Genomic DNA, 25,888 nt, shown 5'->3' with positions numbered 1-25,888 from the left:
GTGTAAATCAGTCCGCTGTGCCCGCCCGTTGCCGCAGCGCAGCCAGGGCGACGAGTGCCGCACCGGCCACCGCCCAGCAGGCCGCCACGACCACCGCCGACATCGCCCCGGCCCCGCCGAAGTACGCCGTGGACCGCAGCAGTGTGGCCGTCGCACCCTGGGGCAGCCACTGCCCGAACTCACCCCACCCTCGGGGCAGCATCTCGGGCGCGCTGGTCAGTCCCGAGAGCGGATTGCCGACCAGGACGGCGAGCACCGCGCCGACGGCCAACCCGGCCCGGCCGAACAGGGCACCCAGTCCGAGGACGGGCAGTGCGCACGCGAGCAGCCCCAGCGTCAGGCCCGCCGTCACACCCCAGAAGTTCTGGTCGAACGAGCCGAGGACGTAGTACAGCAGTGCCGCGATCGTCCACGCCGCGACGCCGCTGAAGACGACCGCCGCAGTCAACCGCGTCCAGACCTCCCGGCGCAGGGCGACGGTCATGGCGATCGCCGAGAGGATGCCCGCCAGCGTGATCGGCAGGGCCGAGGCGGCCAGGCCGGTGCCGCGCGGATCGGTGTCGGGCAACGGGGCGACGTCCTCGATGACCGGGGCGCTGCCCGTCTGAGCGGCCATGCCGGTGCCGAGCTGGGTCAGCACCTGCGCGACGGCCGGACTGGCCCCGCTGGCGATGAGCAGTGTGCGGCCCTGCGGCCCGAGGGCCAGGCCGCCGTAGACGTGCCGGTCCGCGATGGCCTCGCGCAGGGCGTCCTCGCCGGGGTAGTAGGTGACCGCGAAGGCCCCGGGAGCCCGCTCGTCGAGCATCGCGGCCACCTGACCGTTGGCCGCCTGCGGGCCCGCGACGCCGATCGGCACGTCGTGGGGGCCGGATTTCGCCGCGGGCAGCGCGAAGGCGAGCGCGACGATCGCAATGGCCGCCGTCAGCGCGATGACGATGCCTGCGGCGCGGGCGGCCGGCGGCGGTTCGCGGTGGGTGTGGGTGCGGAGGGACGACGTCGTTGTCATGGCCCAACTCCTTTTCATCTGCTGTTGAAATTCGCGTCCCGAGCGTAACTCCGCGCGGACGTTTATTCAATAGCCGTTGAAATGATAAGGTCGCGATATGGCCCCACCTGCGAATACGCCGCGGCGCCGCGGCCGCCGCCAAGGGGAGCCGGTATCGCGAGAGGTCGTGCTCACCGCGGCCAGGAAGCGGTTCGCGGCCGACGGTTACGAGCGCACGACACTGCGGGCCATCGCCAAGGACGCGCATGTCGACCCCTCGATGGTGCTGTACCTGTTCGGGTCGAAACTCGACCTGTTCCGCGAATCGCTGCGCCTGATCATCGATCCGCAGGTGCTGGTGGCGGCGCTGTCGGAGGCCGGCGGCGATGTGGGCGCCCGGCTGGTCCGGGTGTACCTGCAGATCTGGGAGTCATCCGAGACCGGCCCGAGCATGGTGGTGATGCTGCAGTCGGCCACCTCCAGCAGCGAGGCGCACGAGGCGTTCCAGAGCTTCATCCGAACCTACGTGCTGACCGCGGTGGCGGGCGTGCTGGGCGGTGACGAGCATGCGCGCCTACGCGCCACGCTGGCCGCCACCACGCTCGTCGGCACCGCGATGCTGCGCTACGTCATGAAGATCCCGCCACTGGCCACACTGCCGGGCGACGAACTGGTCCCGCTGCTCGCCCCGACGGTCACCCGGTACCTCACCGCCGACGCCGAGGAGCTGGGGCTGCCCCCCGTTATAGGGCGTGAATTCCCTTGTACAGCACCAGAAGTCCGATGACGACGAGGATCGCCGCCATCAGGGTGGCGTGGTTGCGTTCCATCCAGTCCTTGAGCCGGGCGAGCGGACCGTCCAGCCGCCCGCCGGAGACGGCGTAGGCCAGGATCGGCAGCGCCACCGTCGAACCCGCGACCACGGCGAAGTAGATTACCGCCAACCACACGGCATCGCCGAGTCCGGCCGAGCCGATCGCCAAACCCGCTGCGACACTGAGGAACAACACCTTGGGGTTGACGACGGTCAGCACGGCCGCGGCGCCGGCGGCCTTACCGGGGGTCAGCGTCGTCATGCTGCGCAGCCACTTCGGCTGGTGTGACGAGGCGTGCCTGCGCGCGAATCGGATCAGCCCGAAGACGATCAGTGCGGCACCGATCACGATGCGCAGCCACGACGCCCAACTCGGCGGCTTCTCGAAACCGCCGATCGCGCCGGACACCGCCACGAAGATCGCCGTCAGCGCCGCGAGGCCGACCAGCCACCCCGCCATGAACGCCAGCCCGGTCGGGCGCGGCCGCGGCGTTTGCAGCATCAGCACCGCGGGGATGATCGACAGCGGCGAGAGCGCGATCACCAGGGCCAGCGGAATCAGTTCGGTCAGCACCGTCGCCCAACTACCCGTCATGGTGCGTGAAGGTTAGCAAGCCGGAGGCGTATCAGATCCCGTCGAAGTGATTGCATCCCAACGTGTCGACGAAACTCGGTCCGAGCAGGTCGAGTTCCCGGCCGTAGGCGCCGGCCCACGTGCCGAACGGATGGTGGGCCAGGTATTCGTTGCGGAACCGGTCGTCCTCGGACACCTCGGTGGTGCAGAACGAGGGTATGGCCAGGTCGACCACGGGGCTGTCGCGTTCGACTTCGGCGAGGACCAGGGGTGCGTTGCCGCCCAGGAAGCGGTCGATCACCCAGCCGTCCTCGCCCAGCCAGACCGACGACCGCACCTTGGTCACCACGTGGTCTGCCCGCGCCACGATCTGGCCGGCGACCAGCGGATCGAGTTCGCGCTCGGCCTCGTAGCGCGTGCCGCCTGCGGCGGGGCCCTTGGCGGTCATGGTGCCGATCGCCTCCACGCCGAGTGCCTTCACCAGCATGGCGGGGTCGGCGTCCACCTCCGGGGGCGCCGCCCCTTGGAGGCGGACGCGTACGGCATAGCCGTCAGCGGCGAACAGATACGCCTGGGCGATCAGGACCGGACTCGGGTCGGACGCGGCCACGGCAGGCACGTCGAGGACGAAGAACTTCCGCTCGAACTCGAAGTCGCCGTAGTGGGAGTCGGACATGTGATGACGCTAAACCGGGCCGCGCGCGTCGCACCGGAATCAACAGGCGTGTCCCGTCGACGACAAATCTGGTAAAACTGGGCAGACTTGAGCGGAACAGACTCAACCTTGACCGCGTTGAGTATGGCGAGAAGCATTCCAACCAGACGATCGGAGGTGTCGTGGACTCGTTCAACCCGACGACCAAGACCCAGGCGGCGCTGACTTCGGCGTTGCAGGCGGCCAGTGCCGCAGGCAATCCCCAGATCGCGCCCGCTCATTTGTTGATGGCACTGCTGACGCAGAACGACGGCATTGCCGCACCCCTTCTGGAGGCCGTCGGCGTCGAACCCGCGACGATTCGCGCCGAGACGCAGCGCCTCGTCGACCGGCTGCCCAGCGCCAGCGGCGCCAGCAGCCAGCCGCAGCTGTCGCGGGAGTCGCTGGCCGCGGTCACCGCCGCCCAGCAGCTCGCGACGGAGATGGACGACGAGTACGTCTCCACCGAACACCTGATGGTCGGCCTGGCCACCGGGGACTCGGACGTCGCCAAGCTGCTGACCGGCCAGGGGGCGTCCCCGCAGGCACTGCGTGAGGCGTTCGTCAAGGTCCGCGGCAGCGCCCGCGTCACCAGCCCGGACCCCGAGGGCAGCTACCAGGCGCTGGAGAAGTACTCCACCGACCTGACCGCGCGTGCCCGCGAAGGCGAGCTCGACCCGGTGATCGGCCGGGACACCGAGATCCGCCGCGTGGTGCAGGTGCTGAGCCGCCGGACCAAGAACAACCCGGTGCTCATCGGCGAGCCGGGCGTCGGCAAGACCGCGATCGTCGAGGGCCTGGCCCAGCGCATCGTCGCGGGCGACGTCCCGGAGAGTCTGCGCGACAAGACCGTCATCTCGCTCGACCTGGGTTCGATGGTCGCCGGGTCCAAGTACCGCGGTGAGTTCGAGGAACGGCTCAAGGCCGTCCTCGACGACATCAAGAACTCGGCCGGGCAGATCATCACGTTCATCGACGAGCTGCACACCATCGTCGGCGCAGGCGCCACCGGTGATTCGTCGATGGACGCAGGCAACATGATCAAGCCGATGCTCGCGCGCGGTGAGCTGCGGCTGGTCGGCGCCACGACGCTCGACGAGTACCGCAAGTACATCGAGAAGGACGCCGCGCTGGAACGTCGCTTCCAGCAGGTCTACGTCGGCGAACCCTCGGTCGAGGACACCGTCGGCATCCTGCGCGGCCTCAAGGAGCGCTACGAGGTGCACCACGGTGTGCGCATCACCGACTCCGCGCTGGTGTCCGCCGCGACACTGTCCGACCGATACATCACCGCCCGCTTCCTGCCGGACAAGGCCATCGACCTGGTCGACGAGGCCGCCTCCCGGCTGCGGATGGAGATCGACTCCCGGCCCGTCGAGATCGACGAGGTCGAACGGCTGGTCCGTCGCCTCGAGATCGAGGAGATGGCGCTGGCCAAGGAGGAGGACGACGCCTCGAAGGAGCGGCTGGAGAAACTGCGCGGTGAGCTGGCCGACTACAAGGAGAAGCTGGCGGAGCTGACGACGCGGTGGCAGAACGAGAAGAACGCCATCGACATCGTGCGCGAACTCAAGGAGCAGCTCGAGGCGCTTCGCGGCGAGGCCGACCGGGCCGAACGCGACGGCAACCTCGAGAAGGCCGCCGAGCTGCGCTACGGCCGCATCCCCGAGGTCGAGAAGAAGCTCGACGCGGCGGTGCCGCAGGCGGAGGCGCGCGAGGACGTCATGCTCAAGGAGGAGGTCGGCCCCGACGACATCGCCGAGGTGGTGTCGGCGTGGACCGGTATCCCCGCCGGCCGCATGCTCGAGGGTGAGACCGCCAAGCTGCTGCGCATGGAGGACGAACTCGGCAAGCGGGTCGTCGGCCAGCGCAAAGCCGTCGTCGCGGTGTCCGATGCGGTGCGCCGGTCACGCGCGGGCGTGGCCGACCCCAACCGCCCGACCGGGTCGTTCATGTTCCTGGGCCCGACCGGTGTCGGTAAGACCGAGCTGGCCAAGGCGCTCGCGGAGTTCCTGTTCGACGACGAACGGGCGATGGTCCGCATCGACATGAGCGAATACGGCGAGAAGCACTCCGTCGCCCGCCTGGTCGGTGCGCCTCCCGGCTACATCGGTTACGACCAGGGCGGTCAGCTGACCGAGGCGGTGCGCCGTCGGCCCTACACGGTGGTGCTGTTCGACGAGATCGAGAAGGCCCACCCGGACGTGTTCGACGTGCTGCTGCAGGTGCTCGACGAGGGCCGGTTGACCGACGGTCAGGGCCGCACGGTCGACTTCCGCAACACCATCCTGATCCTGACGTCCAACCTGGGCGCCGGGGGCACCGAGGAGATGGTGATGGCGGCGGTGCGCTCGGCGTTCAAGCCGGAGTTCATCAACCGGCTCGACGACGTGATCGTCTTCGACGGGCTCAACCCCGAGGAGCTGGTCCACATCGTCGACATCCAGTTGCAGCAGCTGGCCAAGCGGCTTGCGCAGCGCCGGTTGACGCTCGAGGTGTCGCTGCCGGCGAAGAAGTGGCTGGCCGACCGGGGATTCGACCCGCTCTACGGCGCCCGGCCGCTGCGCCGGTTGGTGCAGCAGGCCATCGGCGACCAACTGGCCAAGATGCTGTTGGCCGGCGACGTGCACGACGGTGACGTCGTGCCGGTCAACGTCAGCGCCGACGGCGAAACCCTGGTCCTGGGCTGAGCGCTCGCGCGAAGACCCTCGAACTGGGCTGACGTCGCCCCATGGAACCCCGTCACGCTCCGGCGTGGCGGGGTTCTCGCGTCCGCCCCGCGCCGCCGCGCACAACCACTGTGACCGGTGAGACGCATGCGCCTGAGACGGGGTTGTGACCAACTTGAGTTCGGGTGAAAGCGGTACCAGCAAGTAGGCTAGGCCCGATGGTCCCGCTCTGGTTCACGCTGTCTGCGCTCTGCTTCGTGGGTGCAGCCGTGCTTCTTTACGTCGACATCGACCGTCGACGCGGGCTCGGCCGACGCCGGAAGTCGTGGGCCAAGTCGCACGGCTTCGACTACGAACACGAATCCGCCGACATCCTCACCCGCTGGAAACGCGGCGTCATGTCCACCGTCGGCGACGTCACCGCCAAGAACGTCGTGCTCGGCCAGATCCGCGGCGAGGCGGTGTTCATCTTCGATCTCGAGGACGTCGCCACCGTCATCGCGCTGCACCGCAAGGTCGGTACCAACGTGGTCGTGGACATGCGGCTCAAGGGCATCAAGGAGCCGCGCGAGAACGACATCTGGCTGCTCGGTGCGATCGGGCCCCGGATGGTGTACTCCACCAACCTCGACGCGGCCCGCCGTGCCTGCGACCGGCGCATGGTCACCTTCGCCCACACCGCGCCCGACTGCGCCGAGATCATGTGGAACGAGCAGCACTGGACGCTGATCAGCATGCCGGTCACCAGCACCCGCGCCCAGTGGGACGAGGGGCTGCGCACCGTGCGGCAGTTCAACGACCTGCTGCGCGTGCTGCCCCCCATCCCGCAGACCGATTCCGTGCAGGCCGTCGCCCGGCGCAGCGGTTCACCGAGCCGGCCGATCAGCCCCGGACCGCACCGCCAGCCGGAACCGTCGCAGGGCCGCCCCGACGCAGGCCGTCCCGGCCCCGCCGCCCCGGGCCGCCCGTATGCGCAGCGTCCGGAGGCCGGCCGTCCCGACGGTCCGCCCCCGGCGCGCCCCGACACCGCGCACCGGCCCCCGCCGGCACGCAACGGGCACCAGTCGCCGAACTTCCAGCGCTGAGCGCGCCCAGACGCGATGCCACGTCCTGTCGCTCTGATCACCGGACCGACCTCCGGCCTCGGTGAGGGCTTCGCCCGCCGCTACGCCGCCGACGGTTACGACCTCGTCCTCGTCGCCCGCGACGTCACCCGCCTGGAAGCCCTCGCGGACGGCCTGCGTGCCGAGACCGGCGCCGCCGTCGAGGTGCTGCCGGCCGACCTCGCCGACGCCGATGACCGCGCGAAGGTCGCCGAGCGGTTGGCCCAAGGCGTCCGGGTGCTCGTCAACAACGCCGGCTTCGGCACCGCCGGGGAGTTCTGGACCGCCGACTACCCGCTGCTGCAATCCCAGCTCGACGTCAACGTCACCGCGGTCATGCAGCTCACCCACGCCGCCCTGCCGCCGATGCTCGACGCGCACGCCGGCACGGTGATCAACGTCGCGAGCGCCGCGGGTCTGCTGCCCGGCCGCGGGTCGACGTACTCGGCGTCGAAGGCGTGGGTGATCGCGTTCTCCGAGGGGCTGGCCAACGGGCTCGGCGGCACCGGGGTGGGGGTGCACGCGTTGTGTCCCGGGTTCATCCGCACCGAATTCCACCAGCGCGCCGGCATCGAGATGTCCGGGACGCCGTCGTGGATGTGGCTCGAGGTCGACGACGTCGTCGGTGACTGCATCGCCGACGTCGCCAAGGACAAGGTCGTCATCGTGCCCGGCGTGCAGTACAAGGCCATGACCACCGTCAGCCGGCTGGTGCCGCGCAGCCTCGTCCGCGCCATGACCAGGACCGTGGGCCGCGGCCGCGGCCGCACCTGATCGCCGATGCGCGCGCTCATCGCCGTCGTCGCGACGGTTCTGCTCGTCGCGGTCAGCGGCTGCTCGGAAGCCGAGGGCACGTCTGACACGTACGCCGCGCCGACCGCGAAAGTCGGTGAGTCGCTGGCGGTTTCGGGGTGGAACATCTCCGTGTCGAATCTGCGGTTCGAGGCTGACCACGTCCTCGTCGACGTCGACGCCGCCCACTCGGGCGACGGTAAGCCGGTCGCACCCGAATCACTGCGATTCGGCCTCTACGGAGCGTTGGTGCATCCGATCGAGGCGAACGGGCTCGGTGGCTGCGACAACGTCGACGCGCTCGACGTCAACCCGCTGTCCGCGCCGAGCCCCGACCGACTCAGCGGCACAGTGTGTCTGGGCCCGCAGCGGGACCAGAACCAGGTGCGCGGCATCTACGCGTATTCGCCGCAGGACAGGATGGCCGGGACCACCGTCGCCTACGCCGCGGCGTTCCCGGTCGGGCTGCTGCCCACCAAGGACACCGAGACCGGCCTCACGATGAAGACCACCAGCCTCGACGCGTTCCGTGCCGACGGCGCCCAGCTGAACCAGGCCGCACTGGGCGACCCGGAGGCCTTCAGCGGCAACGGCTACATGCTGCTCGGGCTGCAGATCGACGGTCTGGCGAGCCGGTACCGCGAGGACTCCGCCCGCCGCGGCGGCCCGCTGATGATCGTCGTCGCGCCCACGCTGCCTGGTAAGGGGCTCAGTTTCGCGTGCGCGGCGTACGGGGCGTCGGTGCTGGTGCTCCCGGAGGCGTCGCGCGACGCGGTGAACCTGCGCGCCTCGCTGTGCACGCAGGGCGAGATCAACCAGGCGCTGCTGTTCGCCTCGGTGTCGGTGATCGGGACCCACGCCGCGCTGTGGACCACCGGTGACTGAGGCGCCCGGCCCGACCGAGTGGGGTGAGGGCCCCGGCGTCGGACCGTGGGCCCGGGAACGGCCCGGCGACCCGCCCGACGATCCACGCTACGACCCGGACCTGCTGCGCGACGGCGACACCCGCAACGTCGTCGACGCCTACCGCTACTGGACCCGCGAGGCGATCGTCGCCGACATCGACCGGCGCAGGCACCCGTTGCACATCGCGATCGAGAACTTCGGCAACGACGCCAACATCGGTTCGGTGGTGCGCACCGCCAACGCCTTCGCGGTCGACACCGTGCACATCGTCGGCCGCCGCCGCTGGAACCGCCGGGGCGCCATGGTCACCGACCGCTACCAGCGGCTGCGGCACCACGACAGCACGGCCGAACTGCTCGACTTCGCGGCCGGGGCGGGCCTGACCGCCGTCGCGGTGGACAACGTCGCAGGAGCCGTCCCGCTCGAGCACACCGAGCTGCCGCGCGACTGCCTGCTGATCTTCGGTCAGGAGGGGCCCGGCATCACCGACGACGCGAAAACCGGTGCCCGGCTGACGGTGTCGATCGCCTCATTCGGCTCGACACGCAGTATCAACGCGGCTGTCGCCGCCGGCATCGCCATGCACACCTGGATCGTCCAGCACGCCGACCTCGGCAGGGCCTGGTAACCGCTCGCGCAGCAACACCCACACCGTCACCGCCGAGGTCAGCATCAGCGCCGCACCGACACCGGACGCGATCGCCAGTCCGCTGCTGAAGGATTCGCGCGCCGCGTCGAGCAGCGCACCGCCCTGCGCGGGCGGCAGGCCTGCGGCCACGTCGGTGGCCGCGGCCAGCGAGTCGCGGGCCTGTGTCGCCGCGGCGGGTGAAAGACCCGGCGGCACAACGAGAGTCCGGTACACGCCGGTCAGGATCGACCCGATGACCGCGATGCCCAGTGCCATGCCCAGTTCGTAGGCAGTTTCGGAGACGGCGGCCGCCGCGCCGGCGCGTTCGCGCGGAACGCTGGCCAGGATGACGTCGCTGGCGACGGTGAACGCCAGGCCCAGTCCCACGCCGACGACGAACAGGGCGATGCCGAGGTGCGGGTACGGCGACGTCGGGTGGATGGTCGTGAGCGTGGCCATCGCGACGCCTACCAGGGCGAGACCCGTGGTCAGCACGGCGCGCTGGGTCCAGCGGCGCACCGCGAACCCGGCCAGCACCCCGAACACCGTCGCGGTCACCGCCGCGGGAAGTTCGGCGAGTCCGGCGCCCAGCGGGCTGTACCCCTGCACCAGCTGGAAGTACTGCGACAGGAAGAAGACCAGACCCGAAAGGCCCAGCACAGAGAGTAGATTCGCCCCGACGACACCCGAGAACGCGCGATTGGCGAAAAGCCGGACGTCGATCAACGGGCTGGGCAGCCGCAACTGCCTGCGCACGAACACCGTCAGCGCGAGCACGCCGACGAGGGCGGCCGCCAGCGCGCTCAACCGCGGGCCGTGCGCTGCGGTCTCCTTGATCGCGTAGACCACGCTCAGGATGCCGACCATCGACAACCCGACGCTGGGCAGATCCCACGGCCCAGGTTCGGGATTGCGGTGCTCGGGCAGCAGGGTGAGCCCGCCGATCAGCAACACGACCATCACGGGCGCGTTGATCAGGAACACCGATCCCCACCAGAAGTGTTCGAGCAGAACGCCACCCACCACCGGGCCGAGGGCGGCGCCTGCCGAGAACGCCGCCGCCCAGATGCCGACGGCCATGGAGCGCTGGCGCGCGTCGGTGAAGATGCCGCGGATCAGCGCGAGGGTGGCCGGCGCCAACGTCGCCCCCGCGACGCCGAGCAGCGCGCGGGCGCCGATCAGCGCCTCGGCGGTGGGGGCGTACGCGGTGGCCACGGAGACCACCGCGAAAAACGTTGCCCCGCTAAGCAGGAGCTTGCGGTGGCCGATGCGGTCCCCGAGGCTGCCCATCGTGATCAGCAGGCTGGCGAGCACGAACGAGTAGATGTCGCCGATCCACAGCAGTTCGGTCGCGGAGGTGTGCAGATCGCTGCTGATGAACGGTGTCGCGAGCGCCAGGACGGTGCCGTCGATGCCGATGAGGAGGACCGCGAGGGTGAGCACACCCAGGGCGAGCCAGCGGCGGGTCATGAGGTCTGCACTCCAGTCAGCAGTAGTTCGGAGATCATGCGCTCGAAGTCGCGGCCGGCCGCGCGGCCGACCTGGATGCACCAACCGGCGCCGGCGACCAGGCTGTAGAGCGCTTCGGTCAGCCAGGCCGCGGTCAGGTCGGGACGGAACTCACCGGAGCGCTGGCCGCGTTCGAACAGTGCGGTGATCGCGGCGTCGGACTCGGCCCAGCCCTGCATGGACTGGTCATCGTCGATGTCCTGGCTCTGGCTGTAGAGCAGCGCCAGATACGGCGACACCGGCCGACAGGCGGTGACCAGCCGGCGCAACGCGTCGGCGGCCGAACCCTCCGACAGCCGCGCCGCGTCGACCGCGGTGCGCATCTCGGCGATCGCGAGGTCGTCCAGTGCGGCCATCAACGCCGGTTTCCCGGCGAAGTGCCGGTGCAACGTCGCCCGGCTCACCCCGACCGCGGCCGCGATCTCGTCCACCGTCGCGTTCGGCCGACGCCCCAGGAAGTCCGCGGCAGCGCGCAGCAGAGCCTCCCGATCCGTCGCCATGAAGCGAGAGTATCTCATCTGAGACACTTTTGTCTCATCACTTCTGTGCGGACCGGTTTCCGCGACGGGAGCGGTGAGGCAGGATCGACCCATGGATCAGCTGTGGGCCAACCGGGCGGCCAGCGCCGAGGCGGCGATCACCCAACGGCATCTGCGACGCCTCTGGGGGCTGCCGGGCACACAGCTCGGTGTGGTGGCCTGGCCGGCGGCCGGACCGCACAAGCAGTTCCGCACGTGGCACTACTGGTGGCAGGCCCATCTGCTGGACTGCCTCGTCGACGCGCAGGTCCGCGCACCCGATGAGGAGCGCCGGCGGCGCATCGTCCGGCAGATCCGCGCGCACCGCCTGCGCAACATCGGCCGCTGGACCAACGACTACTACGACGACATGGCGTGGCTGGCGCTGGCCCTGGAGCGCGCGGGCCGGCTTGCCGGGGTGGCGAAACCCCGTGCGCTCGAGACGCTGAGTGAACAGTTCCTCAACTCCTGGGTGCCGGAGGACGGCGGCGGCATCCCATGGCGCAAACAGGACCAGTTCTTCAACGCGCCCGCCAACGGCCCGGCCGGGATCTTCCTCGCCCGATACGTCACCGCCCAGGGCGACCGGTTGCGGCGCGCCCAGCAGATGGCCGACTGGATCGACGAGGTGCTCATCGACCCGGAGACCCATCTGGTGTTCGACGGGATCAAGGGTGGATCGCTCGTGCGGGCGCAGTACACCTACTGCCAGGGCGTGGTCCTCGGCCTGGAAACGGAGCTCGCGGCCCGCATCGGCGACGGAGAGCACGCCCTGCGGGTGCACCGGCTGGTCGGGGCCGTCGCCGAACACATGGCTCCCGAAGGGACCATCAAGGGCACCGGCGGCGGGGACGGTGGCCTGTTCAACGGCATCCTCGCCCGCTACCTCGCGCTGGTCGCCACCACGCTCCCGGGCGACACGGCCGAGGACGTCGCGGCCCGCGACACCGCACGACGGCTGGTGCTCACCTCCGCCGAGGCCGCGTGGGTGAACCGGCAGACCGTCGATGGGCTCCCGCTGTTCGGCGCATCCTGGGAGCGCACCGCGGAACTGCCCACCGCCGTCGGCCGGCAGGCCGAATCCGTCGAGGGCGCGGTCAACGCCTCGGAGATCCCCGAGCGCGATCTGTCCGTGCAACTCTCGGGATGGATGCTCATGGAGGCCGCCCACTCGGTCAGCGATCAACCCTCCGGCGGGGGGCCTGCCGAAACCGAAACAGGACCCACCGAGACGTGACCGAGGCGCCCGCACGCACCATCGGTTCGCTGCCCAGCCGCTTCAGCCGGGACCCGAAGACCCCACGCTCGACCGGCAACCGCGCCGCCGCGCTGCTGCTGGCCTTCACCGTGCTGGCCGTGCTGTGGGCGAATTCACCTTGGGCGGACACCTATTCGACGTTCTGGGACACCCATGTCGCGGTGAGCTTCGGCGAGTACCGCGCCGAGTTGTCGGTCAAGCACCTCGTCAACGACGGACTGATGGCGTTCTTCTTCTTCATCGTCGGACTGGAGGTCAAGAGCGAGTTCGTGATCGGTGAACTGACCGACCGGTCGCGGGCCGCGGTGCCCGTCGTGGCGGCCATCGCCGGACTGATCGTGCCCGCCGTCATCTTCCTCGCCTTCAACCCCTCCGGGGACGACGCGCAGGCGTGGGGTGTGGTCATCTCCACCGACACCGCCTTCCTCGTCGGAGCGCTGGCGGTGATCAAACCCAAATTCCCTGCCCGCCTTCGGATCTTCCTGCTGACGCTGGCCGTCGTCGACGATGTCGGTGCCCTGGGCGCGATCGCGCTGTTCTACACTGACGACCTGAAACTCGGGCCGCTGGCGGTCGCCGCACTGCTCATCGCCGCGCTGGCCCTGGTGCGCCGGCTGCCCACGCTGCGCGGACCCGCTTATGCCGTACTGGGTTTCGCGCTGTGGATCGCGCTGTACCTCGCGCACGTGCACCCGACGCTGGCCGGTGTGGCCGTCGCGGTGCTCATCCCGGTCTTCACTCCCGAGCGCAGACAGGTCGAGCAGACCGTCGACCTGGTCCGGGCGTTCCGCCAGTCACCGAATCCCCAGTACGCCCGCGCGGTGACCCGTGGTCTGCGCGAATCGATCTCGATCAACGAGCGGTTGCAGGCGGCCGTCGGGCCGTACGTGTCGTTCGTGGTGCTGCCGATCTTCGCGCTCGCCAACGCCGGCGTGCACCTCGACGAGGACACCGTCACCGCCGCAATGGGTTCGACGCTGACGTGGGGCATCGTGGCCGGGCTGGTGATCGGGAAGTTCGTCGGGATCACCGCGGCCACCGCACTCGTGAGCGCCACCCGCTGGGGGCAGCTCGCGCCGGGTCTGTCACTGCGGCGGGTGGCCGGGGGAGCGGCGCTGTCCGGGATCGGTTTCACAATCTCGCTGTTCATCGTCGACGTCGCGATCGAGGATCCGGCCCGTCAGGACGAAGCGCGCGTCGGCGTGCTGATCGCCTCGGTCCTGGCGTTCACGCTGGGCTGGGCGCTGTTCCGGCTCACCGACTGGGTCAGTCCGCCGGAACCGGTGGGGCTCACCCTGGTGCGCGACGTCGATCCGGACCGCGACCACATCCGGGGCGATCCGGACGCCCCGCTCGTCCTCGTCGAGTACGGCGACTACGAGTGCCCCTTCTGCGGCCGCGCGACCGGCGCCATCGACGAGGTGCGTGCCCACTTCGGCGACGACCTGCTGTATGTGTGGCGCCACTTCCCGCTCGAACGCGCGCACCCGCGGTCGTTCGACGCCGCCCGGGCCAGCGAGGGCGCCGCGCTGCAGGGCAAGTTCTTCGAGATGGGCCGCGAACTGTTCGCCCACCAGGACGATCTGGAATGGTCGGACATGTACCGCTACGCGGTCGCGGTCGGACTCGACATCGAGCAGTTCGACCAGGACGTGCGGGTCCACGCCTCGAAGGTGCTGCACCGGGTGCGCGACGATGCGCAGGACGCCGAGGTGATGGACCTCAACTCCACGCCGACGTTCTTCGTCAACGGCAAGCGCCACAAGGGGCCGTGGGATGCGGCCAGCCTGATCCGCGCGCTGGAGGCGGGCCGTTAGCCCCCTCAACTCCAGAGCGTGACGTGCACCTTGGGCTTGAACCGGGTGACCCCGACGCCGCTGCCGCGGATCATCGCCTGTGTGCAGCGGGGTGTGGTGATGAACCGCACCAGTTCCGAGGCCGCCGGTTGGCGCGCCGCCGGGGTCAGCGTCGACGCGAACCACTCCCCGGACGACTGCAGGCCCGGGCCCTTGATCTGCACCAGCCGCCGCGACGACAGATCCTTCGACACCGCGAAACCGAGGGTCAGCGTCAGACCGCCGACGCGCTGCACCTCCTCGAGCGCAGCCGCCTCGCTCTGGAAGATGCGCTGCCGGGACTCCGGGATCGCCAGGTTCCGCAACATCGTGGCGACCTCACCGTCGACGCTGCCCGCCGACGGACCCAGCATCCAGTCCTGTTCCCGCAGTCGCTCAGCTGTCTGGACGCCCCGGCCCGCGGTGTTCTCGGGGCCGGCGACGGCTATGATCTGGTACTTGAGGAAGGGGCGGACCACCAGCGCGGGCCCCGGGTCGGCGGGCGCCGGGCCGAGCGTGATGTCGACCGCCCGTGACTCGATCAGGTCGCGGAACCGGCTCGTCGGATGCACCGACAACTCCACCGAGAGGTCGTCGGCTCGCGAGGAGAACAGCTCGATCAGGCCGGGTGCGGCGTGTTCGGCGAACATCGTCGACGCGGCGATGCGCAGCAACCGTCTGCCGTGGGCGGCTTCGGTCACCTCGATCGCGGTCTGCTGCTGAAGCCCCAGTATCTCGATGGCGCGGCTGGCGAGCCGAAGGCCTCCCGGGGTGAACGCCAACCCCGCCGACGTCCGGCTGAACAGCGGATCGTCGAGCTCCTTGCGCAACTGCGTGACGTGCACGGAGACGCCCGCGTCCGACATGCCGAGCTCCTCGGCGGCCGCGCGCACGGAACCCAGCCGCACCACCGCCGAATAAGCCCGGAGCTGAGCGGGTGTCACGGTGTGCAGCCTACGGTGGGCCTACATTGGGCAGCGTGAGAGACGTGCTGAGCGCCCTGTCAGCAGTGTGGCGGACCGGCGGCACGGCGGGTGTGGCGACGGTGGTGCGCACCTTCCGGTCGGCCCCGCGCCAGCCCGGCGCCGCGATGGTGGTGGCACCCGACGGCACGGTTACCGGTTCGGTGTCGGGCGGGTGCGTCGAGGGCGCGGTGTACGAACTGGCCGGTGACGTCGTCGGCAGCGGGATACCGGTGCTGCAGCGTTACGGCGTCAGTGATGACGACGCCTTCTCGGTCGGGTTGACGTGCGGCGGCATTCTCGACGTGTTCGTCGAACCCGTCTCACCGGCGACGTTCCCCGACCTCGACGCCGTCGTCGAGGACATCGAGTCGCACCGTCCCGTCGCGCTGGCCACCGTCATCGCCCACCCCGATCCCACCCGGGTGGGGCGTCGCCTGGTGGTTCGTCCCGACGTTGCGAGCGGCACGCTCGGATCACCGCGGGCCGACGCGGCGGTGACCGACGACGCCAGAGGGCTGTTGGCCGCCGGTCGCAACGAGGTGTTGACCTACGGACCCGACGGCCAGCGGCGCGGTGCGGGCATGGAGGTGTTCGTCGCGGCCTACGCCCCGCGACCGCGGATGCTGGTGTTCGGCGCCATCGACTTCGCCGCCGCCGTGGCGCAGCAGGGATCGTTCCTCGGCTACCGGGTGACGGTGTGCGACGCCAGGCCGGTGTTCGCCACCGCCGCCCGCTTCCCCACCGCCGACGAGGTCGTCGTCGACTGGCCGCACCGCTACCTGACCGCACAGGTCGAGGCCGGCGCCGTCGACGCGAGGACGGTCATCTGCGTGCTGACCCATGACCCCAAGTTCGACGTCCCGCTGCTGGAGGTCGCCCTTCGACTGCCCGACGTCGCCTACATCGGCGCCATGGGGTCGCGCCGCACGCACGCCGACCGGTTGGCCCGGCTGCGCGAGGCCGGTCTCACCGACGCCGAACTCGGCCGGCTGGCCAGCCCCATCGGCCTCGACATCGGGGCCCGCACGCCCGAGGAGACGGCGGTCTCGATCGCCGCCGAGATCATCGCCGTCCGGTGGGGCGGAACCGGGCGCAGGCTCACCGACACCGACGGCCGGATCCACCACGAGCAGGGCAAAGACAGTGAGTTAAGTGATTCCTTAACCCGGTATTGACGCCCGCGTCGGGCGGGCTGACACTGAAGGCCCTTCCGACGAATTGTGAGGGCGGTCACATGCAGGTCCCCGGTCCCTTCGAATACGAACGAGCCACCAGCGTGGACCACGCGATCGGCCTGCTGGACCGGCTCGGGGACGGCGCGATGATCGTCGCGGGCGGGCACAGCCTGCTGCCGATGATGAAGTTGCGCATCGCCAATCCGGAGTACCTGGTCGACATCAACGACCTGACCCGCGAACTGGGCTACATCACCGTCGGCGCGAAGGCCGTGCACATCGGTGCGATGACGCGTCACAGGCAGGTCCTCGAATCAATTGAGCTGGCCGAGGCGTGCCCGATCTTCGCCGACGCCGAACGCATGATCGCCGACCCGGTGGTCCGCAACCGCGGCACGCTGGGCGGGTCGCTGTGTCAGGCCGACCCGGCCGAAGACCTCACCACCGTCTGTCAGACCCTCGGTGCGGTCTGCGTGGCCCGCGGGCCGTCCGGCCAGCGCGAGATACCGATCGACGACTTCCTCGAAGGGCCGTATGAGACGTCGTTGGCGCACAACGAGATCCTGATCGAGGTGCGTGTACCGCTGACACCGAACACCTCCAGCGCCTACACGAAAGTCGAACGTCGGGTGGGTGATTGGGCGGTCACGGCCGCAGGGGCGATGGTCACGCTGGACGGTGACACCATCACCGCCGCCCGCATCGGCCTCACCGCGGTGAACCCCGATGCCGAGGCGCTGGCCGCCGTCGGTGCGGCACTGGTCGGGCGGACCGCAGGCGAGGACACGTTCGCCGAGGTGGGCCGCCGGGCCGCCGAGGCGTGCGCACCCGACTCGGACGTGCGGGGCAGCGCCGAGTACAAGCGCCACCTCGCCTCCGAACTGACCGTCCGCAACCTGCGCACCGCGGTACAGCGCATCCGAGAGAGGGCCTGAGCATGCAGGTGACCATGACCGTGAACGGCGAGCAGGTGGGCGCCGACATCGAACCGCGGATGCTGCTGGTGCACTTCCTGCGGGATCAGTTGCGGCTCACCGGAACTCACTGGGGCTGTGACACCAGCAACTGTGGGACCTGCGTGGTGCTGGTCGACGGCGAACCCGTGAAGTCGTGCACGATGCTGGCCGTGATGGCCGGCGGCCACGACGTCCGCACGGTCGAGGGACTCGAGGTCGACGGGACGCTCGACCCGGTGCAGGAAGGGTTCATGCAGTGCCACGGCCTGCAGTGCGGATTCTGCACCCCGGGCATGATGATCACCGCCCGCGCCCTGCTGGACCGCAACCCCGATCCCACCGAGCACGAGATCCGCGAAGCGATCTCCGGGCAGATCTGCCGGTGCACGGGATACACCACGATCGTGCGGTCGGTGCAGTGGGCCGCCGAGCACGCGCGCGGCCGGGTCGTCGAACCGGCCCCGTCCGCAGACGAATTCGCGCCGCAGGCGCAGACCGACGACACCTTCGGCCCGGTGGCCGGTGACCATCTCATCGAGACAGGAAGCCCATCATGACGGCGGTGGAGGAGCGCCCCGAGGCGCAGGCGGACAACGACAGGAAGCCGTGCGGATACGGCCGGATGCTGCGCAAGGAGGATCCGCGTTTCATCCGCGGGCGCGGCAATTACGTCGACGACGTCCAGCTGCCCGGCATGCTGCACCTGGCGATCCTTCGCTCCCCGTACGCGCACGCGCGCATCGCGAGCATCGACACCTCGGCCGCGCAGGCGCATCCGAAGGTCAAGGCGGTCGTCACCGGGGCGGACCTGGCGGAGAAGGGCCTGGCGTGGATGCCGACCCTGTCCAACGACGTGCAGGCCGTACTCGCCACGGACAAGGTGCGGTTCCAGGGCCAGGAGGTGGCCTTCGTCGTCGCCGAGGACCGCTACTCGGCCCGGGACGGGGTCGAGCTGATCGACGTCGACTACGAACCCCTCGACCCGGTGATCGACGTCCGTCGGGCGCTGGATCCCGATGCGGAGGTGATCCGCACCGACCTCGACGGCAAGACCGACAACCACTGCTTCGACTGGGAGACCGGCGACGCCGCCGCCACCGACGCGGCGTTCGACAAGGCCGACGTCGTGGTCAAACAGGAGATCGTCTACCCGCGGGTGCATCCCGCGCCGATGGAGACCTGCGGGGCGGTCGCCGACCTCGACCCGGTCAGCGGGAAGCTCACGCTGTGGTCGACCACCCAGGCGCCGCACGCGCACCGCACTCTGTACGCCCTGGTCGCCGGGCTGCCCGAGCACAAGATCCGGGTGATCTCGCCCGACATCGGCGGCGGCTTCGGCAACAAGGTGCCGATCTATCCCGGATACGTCTGCGCCATCGTGGGTTCGCTGCTGCTCGGTAAGCCGGTCAAGTGGATGGAGGACCGCAGCGAGAACCTCACCTCGACCGGATTCGCCCGCGACTACATCATGGTCGGCGAGATCGCCGCCACCCGCGACGGCAGGATCCTGGCCATCCGCTCGAACGTGCTCGCCGACCACGGCGCGTTCAACGGTGTTGCGGCGCCGACGAAGTATCCGGCGGGTTTCTTCGGAGTGTTCACCGGAAGCTACGACATCGAGGCCGCGTACTGCCACATGACCGCCGTCTACACCAACAAGGCACCCGGCGGGGTGGCCTACGCGTGCTCGTTCCGCATCACCGAGGCGGTGTATTTCGTTGAGCGGCTGGTCGATTGCCTGGCCTACGAGCTGAAGATGGACCCCGCCACGTTACGGCTGCAGAACCTGCTCAAGCCCGAGCAGTTCCCGTACCGGTCGAAGACCGGCTGGACCTACGATTCCGGCGACTACGAGACCACCATGCGCAAGGCCATGGAGATGATCGGCTACGAGCAGCTGCGGGCCGAACAGGCGGAGAAACGTCAGCGCGGCGAACTGATGGGCATCGGGATGGCGTTCTTCACCGAAGCCGTCGGCGCCGGCCCGCGCAAGGACATGGACATCCTGGGCCTCGGCATGGCCGACGGCTGTGAGCTACGGGTACATCCGACCGGCAAGGCCGTGGTCCGGCTTTCGGTACAGACCCAGGGGCAGGGCCACGAGACGACGTTCGCCCAGATCGTCGCCGAGGAACTGGGCATCCCGCCCGACGACATCGAGGTGGTGCACGGCGACACCGACCAGACCCCGTTCGGATTGGGCACCTACGGCAGCCGGTCGACCCCGGTGTCGGGCGCGGCGGCCGCGCTGGTGGCGCGCAAGGTCCGGGACAAGGCGAAGATCATCGCCTCGGGGATGCTGGAGGCGTCGGTCGCAGACCTCGAGTGGGACAAGGGCGCCTTCCACGTCAAGGGCGACCCGGCGGCGTCGGTGACCATCCAGGACATCGCGATGCGCGCGCACGGCGCCGGCGACCTGCCGGAGGGCATCGAGGGTGGGCTGGACGCCCAGATCTGCTACAACCCCGAGAATCTCACGTACCCGTACGGTGCCTACTTCTGCGTGGTCGACGTCGATCCGGGCACCGCGGTCGTCAAGGTGCGGCGCTTCCTCGCCGTCGACGACTGCGGCACGCGGATCAATCCGATGATCATCGAAGGTCAGGTGCACGGCGGCATCGTCGACGGGATCGGGATGGCGCTCATGGAGATGATCGCGTTCGACGAAGAGGGCAACTGCCTCGGTGGGTCGTTGATGGACTATCTGATCCCCACCGCCCTCGAGGTGCCGAACCTGGAGACCGGTCACACCGTCACCCCGTCCCCGCACCACCCGATCGGCGCCAAGGGGATCGGTGAGTCCGCCACGGTCGGTTCCCCACCCGCGGTGGTCAACGCGGTCGTCGATGCGTTGGCGCCGTTCGGTGTTCGCCACGCCGACATGCCGCTGACCCCGTCGCGGGTGTGGGAGGCCATGCAGGGCCGGCCGACTCCGCCCATCTGATCATGAGATCCGCAACGACGATGCACGACCGCGCGCAGCAGCTGCTGCGTACGCGCACCCCGTTCGTCCGCGCCACCGTGGTGCGGGCCCAGCAGCCGACGTCGGCGCACCCCGGCGACGAGGCGATCCTGTTGTCCGACGGCACCATCGAGGGTTTCGTCGGCGGTGAGTGCGCGAAGAACTCGGTGCGCAAGGCGGCGCTCGGGGCGCTGCAGTCGAACCAGAGCGTACTGCTGCGCGTGCTGCCCGACGGAGACGTGCACTTCCCCGATGCCCCCGGCGCGTGTGTCGTGGTCAACCCGTGCCTGTCCGGTGGAGCCCTGGAGATCTTCCTGGTCCCGCAGGTGCCTGCTCCGCTGGTGCGGATCTGTGGCGCCACGCCGATCGCCGAGGCGCTGGCCGAGGTGTGCGCCGTCCTCGGGTACGAGGTGACCCGCTCGGCCGGTGAGCTGGCCGACACCACCGCGGTCGTGATCGCCAGCCACGGCGGACCGGAGGCCGAGATGATCCGTGCCGCACTCGATGCCGGTGTCGGCTACATCGGGCTGGTGGCCAGCCGGGTGCGCGGTGCCGCGGTGCTCGACGGCCTGCGCCTGACGGACGTCGAGCGGGCGCGGGTGCACACCCCGGTCGGTCTGCCGATCGGCGCGCGCACCCCGGCCGAGATCGCGGTGTCCATTGCGGCGGAACTGATCGCGGCCATCCACGTCGACACAGCGGCGCCGCGGGTGGCCGAGGTGGGCGCAGCGGAGGACCATCATCACTGCCACTGACCCACCCTTCGCCGACGTCGCCGACGTCATCGCCCGTTTCGACCGGCGGGACCACCTCCTCGACACCGGTACCGCCTCCGCGATCTATCTGGCGACGACGCTCGGCCGCCCGCTGCTGCTCGAGGGTGAGCCGGGGGTGGGGAAGACCACGGCGGCCAAGACCCTCGCCGACGTGGTCGGCGCACCCCTGATCCGGCTGCAGTGCTACGAGGGGCTGACCGCGGGAGAAGCGCTCTACGACTGGAACTATCAGCGGCAGCTGCTGAGCATCCGCCTGGCCGAGGCGCGCGGCGAGAAGATCACCGAATCCGACCTGTACACCGAGAAGTATCTCGCTGACCGGCCCATCCTGCGGTGCGTGCGGCATTCCGGCCCGACACCGCCGGTGCTGCTGATCGACGAGATCGACCGTGCCGACGACGAATTCGAGGCACTTCTGCTCGAGTTCCTGGGCGAGGCGAGCGTGACGGTTCCCGAGATCGGCACTTTCGTCGCCGCTGCGCCGCCGATAGCCGTGCTCACCTCCAACCGCAGCCGCGATCTGCACGACGCTCTGCGGCGGCGCTGTCTGTACCACTGGATCGACTATCCGCAGCCGGAACGGGCCGTGGCCATCCTCCGTCGGACCGTGCCGGGCGCGACCACCGCGCTCATCGAGCAGGCTGCGCAATTCGTCGGTGTCGCAAGGGATCTCGACCTGGACAAGCCTCCGGGGATCGCGGAGACCATCGACTGGGTGGCCGCCCTGGTCACCTTGGGGGTGGCCGAACTCGTCGAGTCCACCGACACCGTGCTGGCCGGCTTCAGCGCCCTGGCCAAGACGCCCGACGATCGTGCCGTTCTGCGCGATGCGCTCGTCGACCACAGTTGGACATGAGGCAGGAAGGAAGTCGATGAAGATCGCCAACGAGTTCACGGTGAGTGCGCCGATCGAGCGGGCCTGGGATGTGCTGACCGACCTCGAGCAGGTCATCCCGCTGATGCCGGGAGCGTCGATGACCGGGCGCGACGGTGACGACGTGATGGGCAAGGTCAAGGTCAAGGTGGGACCGGTGACCAGTGAGTTCAACGGGAAGGTGCACTTCGTCGAGCAGAACCGGGCCGAGCATCGCGCCGTCATCGACGGTCGCGGCAAGGAAGCGCGCGGCACGGGAAACGCCGCCGCCACGGTCACCGCGCAACTGCACCCCGCAGGCGATCACACCCGAGTCACCGTCGACACGGACCTGAAGATCGTCGGCAAGCTCGCGCAGTTCGGCAGCGGCATGCTGCAGCAGGTGTCGGAGAAGCTGCTCGGCCAGTTCGTCGAATCGCTGGAAGCCAAGCTGGCGGGCGAGGCGACACCGCCCGCCGCCGGCCAGGCGGTCGCTGCCCCCACGGGCGCCGCCGACGGCGACGCGCCCGGGCAGCCGGTGGCGCCGGCCGCGCCGGTCGAGGCGGTCGAGGCGCCTCCGATCGACCTGCTCGACCTCGCCGGTGGCGGTGCTGTCAAGAAGTACGGTCCGCCCGCCGTCGGCGCGCTGCTGCTGCTCCTGGTGCTGCTGGTGGTGACGCGGCGCCGACGTCGGTGATGAGCGCACCCCTGCTGCTGCGCGGAGTCGATCTGGCGGCGTTCGCCGTCGCCCTGGTCGCGAGGCTGCGCGGCGGCGGGGTGGTGGTATCGGCCAGCGGGCCGGCGGAATTCGTGCACGCGATGCGGGCGCTGCGGCCCGGCCGGCGCACCGAGTTGTACTGGGCCGCGCGCCTGACCCTGGTGAACCGCGCCGACGATCTCGAGACGTTCGACCGCGTCTTCGAGGCGGTGTTCGCAGAGGCCGTGCTGGGCCTCGACCCGCCCGGGATGAAACACCGGTCCACCGACCCGGTCACGTCCAGTCCGGCAGCCCGGCCCGGGCAGGGTGCGCCCCAGGATGTCGACGGCCTGCCGTGGATCACCCGGCCGTCGAACATCCGCGCGGCCGCCGGATCGGAGGGCGCGATCACGCTGCCCGACGTGCTGCCCAGCCGGATCATCGCGCGCGCCGACGAGCCGTTCGACCGGTTCGAACCCGAGGATCTACGGTTGCTCGGCCAATGGCTGGAGGACGCCTCGCCCTACTGGCCGCGCCGCCGCACCCTGCGCCGTCGAGCGCACCCGCGCGGCGATCGCATCGACCTCCGTCGCACCGTGCGGGCGTCCCGCAGCACCGGGTGGGAGACCATCCGGCTCACCCGCACCCGTCGACGGCACCGCGACCGCCGCATCGTGTTGATCTGCGACGTCAGCCGCTCGATGCAGGCCTACGCGACGGTCTACCTCCACCTCATGCGGGCGGTGATGATGCGACGGGACCGCCTCCGACCCGAGGTGTTCGCGTTCTCGACCTCACTGACCCGGCTCACCGCGGTCCTGTCCCACCGGTCGCCGGAGCTGGCGTTGGCCCGGGCCAACGAGACGGTGGCCGACCGCTACGGCGGCACGCACGTCGGGCGCAGTATCGGCGAACTGGTGTCGGGTCCCCACGGCGCCGTCCTGCGCGGGGCGGTGGTGATCATCGCTTCGGACGGGTGGGACAGTGACGCTCCGGACGTCCTCGTGCGTGCGCTGGCCCGGGTTCGTCGCCGGGCGTATCGCGTGGTGTGGCTCAATCCGCGCGCCGCCCACGCCGATTATCGTCCGCTGGCCGGCTCGATGGCCGCGGCGCTGCCGTTCTGCGATGAGTTCATGCCGGCCCATTCGATCAGCGCGCTTCGGGACCTGTTCGAGGTGCTCGGCGAATCCTCGCCATCCGGCGACCGATCCGGGGCGGGGATGCGGGGGCGAAGTCGGCCCGCTGCCCGGCACCGGATGCCATGCTGAGCGCCATGGATCAATTTCGGCGCGACGGGCTGGTGTTCGACGTTCGGGACGAGGGACCGGCCGACGGTCCGGTGGTGGTGCTGCTGCACGGATTCCCGCAGCGCAACAGCAGCTGGGACGCGATCATCGAGCGGCTCACCGCGCAGGGCTACCGGTGCCTGGCGCCGAACCAGCGGGGATACTCGCCCGGCGCGCGGCCGAGGCGGCGCCGTGACTACCGCATCCCCGAACTGGTCGCCGACGTCGGCGCGCTGATCGACGCCAGCGGGGCGCAGCGCGTCCACCTCGTCGGCCACGACTGGGGCGCCGCGGTCGCATGGAGCGTCGCCGCGGAGATGCCCGAGCGGCTCGCCACCGTGGTTCCCGTGTCCGTGCCGCATCCGGGGGCGTTCCTCAAGGCGATTCCCACCAGCAGACAGGGTCTGGCGTCCTGGTACATGTACTTCTTCCAGCTGCCCTGGCTGCCGGAGCGGGTACTGCTCGGGCAGGGCGGCAAGTTGGCGAAGGGCTGGCTGACCCGCTTCCGACAGACCCCAGAACGCGCCGAACGCGACATCGCCGCGATGCTCGAACCGGGCGCGTTGACCGCGGGCATCAACTGGTACCGGGGGATGCCGCTGATGGATCCGCGCGCCACCGGCGGCAAGATCACCGTCCCGACGATGTTCGTCTGGAGCGACAACGACCCGGCGCTGCTGGCCAAGGGCGCCTACGACACCGCCAACTACGTCTCCGGGGAGTACCGCTTCGAGGTCATGTCCGGTGCCTCGCACTGGATCCCCGAGGAACGCCCCGACGAGCTCGCCGGGCTGATGCTGGAGTGGTTCGCCGCCCACCCGACCGCCTGACCTCCTCGCGGTCCGGTTAGGTTGGGTCGGTGAGCGAATCCAGCAGGCCGACCATCGAATTCCCCGCGCGCATCGGTGTCTGGTGGGCCAGCGAGACCTGGTCGATCACCGACGCGCAGGACGTCGCGCGCGAGATCGAGGCGCTCGGCTTCGGCTCGCTGTTCATCCCCGAGGTGACGGGCAAGGAGTGCCTGACCCAGTCGGCGGCGTTCCTGGCCGCGACCGACCGCCTGGTGATCGGCACCGGCATCGCGAACATCCACATCCGGCTGCCCTCGGCGGCCGAGACCGGCGGCCGCACGCTGGGTGCGCTGCATCCGAACCGCTTCGTGCTCGGGCTCGGCGTGAGCCACGCCCCGCTGGTCGAGCACGGTATGGGCGGGACGTACGCGAAACCGCTGGCGACCATGCGCACCTACCTCGAGAAGATGGCCGCGGTAACAGAGGCGATCGAGCCCGGCGCGCCGCGGCCGGCCCCGCTGCTCGCCGCGCTCGGCCCCAAGATGATCGAACTGTCCGGCACGCACGCCGACGGCGCCCACCCATACCTCGTCACGCCCGAGCAGACCCGCACCACTCGCGACATCCTCGGGCCCGACAAGTGGATCGTGTCAGAGCAGGCTGTCGCGATCGGCGGGGACGATGCCGACCAGTTGCGTCGCGCGCACCAGCACCTCGACGTCTACAGCGGCTTGCCGAACTACCGTAATTCGTGGTTGCGCCAAGGGTTCGACGAATCGGACCTGGTGCGCGGCGGGTCGGACCGGCTTGCCCGCGGGATCGTCGGCATGGGGTCGGTCGACGAGGCCGCCGCCTCGGTGACGGCGCATCTCGACGCCGGCGCCGACCACGTGGTGCTGCAGGTGCTCGGCGACAACCCGATGGCCGATCCGCGGCCGGCGCTACGCGAACTCGCCGATGCGCTGGGGCTCAAGAAGTAGGCAGCGCAGCGGTGATGCGGTAGCAGCGAATGCCGCTGAGCGTCAACTACTTTCAGCTCAGTTGTGGGTTGGTGGTGGGGGTTGATATGGCGGGTACCACCACCAGTCGGCGCGTTCCCCGGTGGGACCTCGGTAGGGGGCGACCGTGGGTGGGGGCTGATT

Annotated in this window: 25 protein-coding genes; 18 read left to right on the top strand and 7 right to left on the bottom strand. The window is 70.0% G+C overall.

What is annotated here, in order from left to right:
• Window positions 1–7 precede the first annotated feature (7 nt).
• On the bottom strand, window positions 8–1,006 hold the full coding sequence (locus AU195_RS16740) for a hypothetical protein (RefSeq protein WP_059160186.1): 999 nt from the start codon (window positions 1,004–1,006) through the stop codon (window positions 8–10).
• A gap of 97 nt (window positions 1,007–1,103) precedes the next feature.
• On the opposite strand from AU195_RS16740, the gene AU195_RS16735 reads away from it, so the two are divergent.
• A complete protein-coding gene (locus tag AU195_RS16735; protein WP_059160185.1) occupies window positions 1,104–1,772 on the top strand; it encodes a TetR/AcrR family transcriptional regulator in 669 nt (222 codons plus the stop codon).
• Here AU195_RS16735 and AU195_RS16730 read toward each other — a convergent pair.
• Window positions 1,729–2,394 carry a GAP family protein gene (locus tag AU195_RS16730; protein ID WP_059160184.1) on the bottom strand — a complete coding sequence of 222 codons (666 nt, stop codon included), beginning with the start codon at window positions 2,392–2,394 and terminating at the stop codon, window positions 1,729–1,731. The two genes, AU195_RS16735 and AU195_RS16730, sit on opposite strands and share 44 nt — an antisense overlap.
• A 31-nt stretch (window positions 2,395–2,425) precedes the next feature.
• A complete protein-coding gene (locus AU195_RS16725; RefSeq protein ID WP_059160183.1) occupies window positions 2,426–3,049 on the bottom strand; it encodes a CYTH domain-containing protein in 624 nt (207 codons plus the stop codon).
• Window positions 3,050–3,210: 161 nt separating this feature from the next.
• On the opposite strand from AU195_RS16725, the gene clpB reads away from it, so the two are divergent.
• From clpB to AU195_RS16700, 5 genes are all read left to right on the top strand, one after another.
• A complete protein-coding gene (gene clpB / locus AU195_RS16720) occupies window positions 3,211–5,757 on the top strand; it encodes an ATP-dependent chaperone ClpB (protein WP_059160182.1) in 2,547 nt (848 codons plus the stop codon).
• Between the two features lie 197 nt (window positions 5,758–5,954).
• A complete protein-coding gene (gene ttfA / locus AU195_RS16715) occupies window positions 5,955–6,821 on the top strand; it encodes a trehalose monomycolate transport factor TtfA (RefSeq protein ID WP_059160181.1) in 867 nt (288 codons plus the stop codon).
• A gap of 15 nt (window positions 6,822–6,836) precedes the next feature.
• The gene (locus tag AU195_RS16710; protein ID WP_059160180.1) at window positions 6,837–7,613 is read left to right on the top strand and encodes an SDR family NAD(P)-dependent oxidoreductase; all 777 of its coding nucleotides are present in this window, start codon (window positions 6,837–6,839) and stop codon (window positions 7,611–7,613) included.
• A gap of 6 nt (window positions 7,614–7,619) precedes the next feature.
• Window positions 7,620–8,516: a hypothetical protein gene (locus tag AU195_RS16705; RefSeq protein WP_059160179.1), complete on the top strand. Its 897-nt coding sequence runs from the start codon at window positions 7,620–7,622 to the stop codon at window positions 8,514–8,516.
• On the top strand, window positions 8,509–9,165 hold the full coding sequence (locus tag AU195_RS16700) for a TrmH family RNA methyltransferase (RefSeq protein ID WP_059160178.1): 657 nt from the start codon (window positions 8,509–8,511) through the stop codon (window positions 9,163–9,165). Before AU195_RS16705 ends, AU195_RS16700 begins: the two co-directional genes overlap by 8 nt.
• Here the strand turns inward: AU195_RS16700 and AU195_RS16695 are convergent.
• Entirely contained in the window at window positions 9,067–10,635 is a 1,569-nt protein-coding gene (locus AU195_RS16695; protein ID WP_059160177.1) for an MFS transporter, read from the bottom strand. The two genes, AU195_RS16700 and AU195_RS16695, sit on opposite strands and share 99 nt — an antisense overlap.
• A complete protein-coding gene (locus AU195_RS16690) occupies window positions 10,632–11,174 on the bottom strand; it encodes a TetR/AcrR family transcriptional regulator (RefSeq protein WP_059160176.1) in 543 nt (180 codons plus the stop codon). The genes AU195_RS16695 and AU195_RS16690 overlap by 4 nt, the downstream gene beginning before the upstream one ends.
• 91 nt (window positions 11,175–11,265) lie before the next feature.
• Between AU195_RS16690 and AU195_RS16685 the strand changes: the two genes are divergently transcribed.
• Entirely contained in the window at window positions 11,266–12,429 is a 1,164-nt protein-coding gene (locus AU195_RS16685) for a glycoside hydrolase family 76 protein (protein WP_059160175.1), read from the top strand.
• Complete coding sequence (nhaA, locus tag AU195_RS16680) at window positions 12,426–14,267, top strand: Na+/H+ antiporter NhaA (RefSeq protein WP_059160174.1); 1,842 nt, start codon at window positions 12,426–12,428, stop codon at window positions 14,265–14,267. Before AU195_RS16685 ends, nhaA begins: the two co-directional genes overlap by 4 nt.
• Window positions 14,268–14,272: 5 nt before the next feature.
• Here the strand turns inward: nhaA and AU195_RS16675 are convergent, their stop codons facing one another.
• Window positions 14,273–15,229, bottom strand: a complete 957-nt coding sequence (locus AU195_RS16675) for a LysR family transcriptional regulator (RefSeq protein ID WP_059160173.1) — start codon at window positions 15,227–15,229, stop codon at window positions 14,273–14,275.
• Window positions 15,230–15,264: 35 nt separating this feature from the next.
• Here AU195_RS16675 and AU195_RS16670 point away from each other — a divergent pair, with 35 nt between their 5' ends.
• The 10 genes from AU195_RS16670 to AU195_RS16625 are packed head-to-tail and all read left to right on the top strand — an operon-like array spanning window position 15,265 to window position 25,726.
• Window positions 15,265–16,425, top strand: coding sequence for an XdhC family protein (locus tag AU195_RS16670; protein WP_059160172.1), 1,161 nt, complete (start codon window positions 15,265–15,267; stop codon window positions 16,423–16,425).
• Between the two features lie 59 nt (window positions 16,426–16,484).
• Window positions 16,485–17,360 carry an FAD binding domain-containing protein gene (locus AU195_RS16665; protein WP_059160171.1) on the top strand — a complete coding sequence of 292 codons (876 nt, stop codon included), beginning with the start codon at window positions 16,485–16,487 and terminating at the stop codon, window positions 17,358–17,360.
• Window positions 17,361–17,362: 2 nt separating this feature from the next.
• Window positions 17,363–17,938 (top strand): (2Fe-2S)-binding protein, encoded by a 576-nt coding sequence (locus AU195_RS16660; RefSeq protein ID WP_059160170.1) that lies wholly within the window; start codon window positions 17,363–17,365, stop codon window positions 17,936–17,938.
• Entirely contained in the window at window positions 17,935–20,325 is a 2,391-nt protein-coding gene (locus AU195_RS16655) for an aerobic carbon-monoxide dehydrogenase large subunit (RefSeq protein ID WP_059160169.1), read from the top strand. The genes AU195_RS16660 and AU195_RS16655 overlap by 4 nt, the downstream gene beginning before the upstream one ends.
• Before the next feature lie 2 nt (window positions 20,326–20,327).
• Complete coding sequence (locus tag AU195_RS16650; protein ID WP_059160168.1) at window positions 20,328–21,098, top strand: XdhC family protein; 771 nt, start codon at window positions 20,328–20,330, stop codon at window positions 21,096–21,098.
• Complete coding sequence (locus AU195_RS16645; RefSeq protein ID WP_082703089.1) at window positions 21,085–21,975, top strand: AAA family ATPase; 891 nt, start codon at window positions 21,085–21,087, stop codon at window positions 21,973–21,975. Before AU195_RS16650 ends, AU195_RS16645 begins: the two co-directional genes overlap by 14 nt.
• 16 nt (window positions 21,976–21,991) lie before the next feature.
• A complete protein-coding gene (locus tag AU195_RS16640) occupies window positions 21,992–22,669 on the top strand; it encodes an SRPBCC family protein (protein WP_059160167.1) in 678 nt (225 codons plus the stop codon).
• On the top strand, window positions 22,669–23,937 hold the full coding sequence (locus AU195_RS16635) for a vWA domain-containing protein (RefSeq protein WP_059160166.1): 1,269 nt from the start codon (window positions 22,669–22,671) through the stop codon (window positions 23,935–23,937). Before AU195_RS16640 ends, AU195_RS16635 begins: the two co-directional genes overlap by 1 nt.
• A 5-nt stretch (window positions 23,938–23,942) precedes the next feature.
• Entirely contained in the window at window positions 23,943–24,785 is an 843-nt protein-coding gene (locus AU195_RS16630) for an alpha/beta fold hydrolase (RefSeq protein WP_059160205.1), read from the top strand.
• A 29-nt stretch (window positions 24,786–24,814) separates the two neighbouring features.
• Entirely contained in the window at window positions 24,815–25,726 is a 912-nt protein-coding gene (locus AU195_RS16625; protein ID WP_059160165.1) for an LLM class F420-dependent oxidoreductase, read from the top strand.
• Window positions 25,727–25,783: 57 nt separating this feature from the next.
• On the opposite strand, the gene AU195_RS26485 is transcribed toward AU195_RS16625, so the two are convergent.
• The coding region (locus AU195_RS26485) for a hypothetical protein (protein WP_502687354.1) at window positions 25,784–25,888 on the bottom strand (105 nt) is incomplete at its 5' end.

The organism is Mycobacterium sp. IS-1496 (genome assembly GCF_001499995.1).
GTDB lineage: Bacteria > Actinomycetota > Actinomycetes > Mycobacteriales > Mycobacteriaceae > Mycobacterium.
This window is presented reverse-complemented; position numbering and strand designations above follow the sequence as displayed.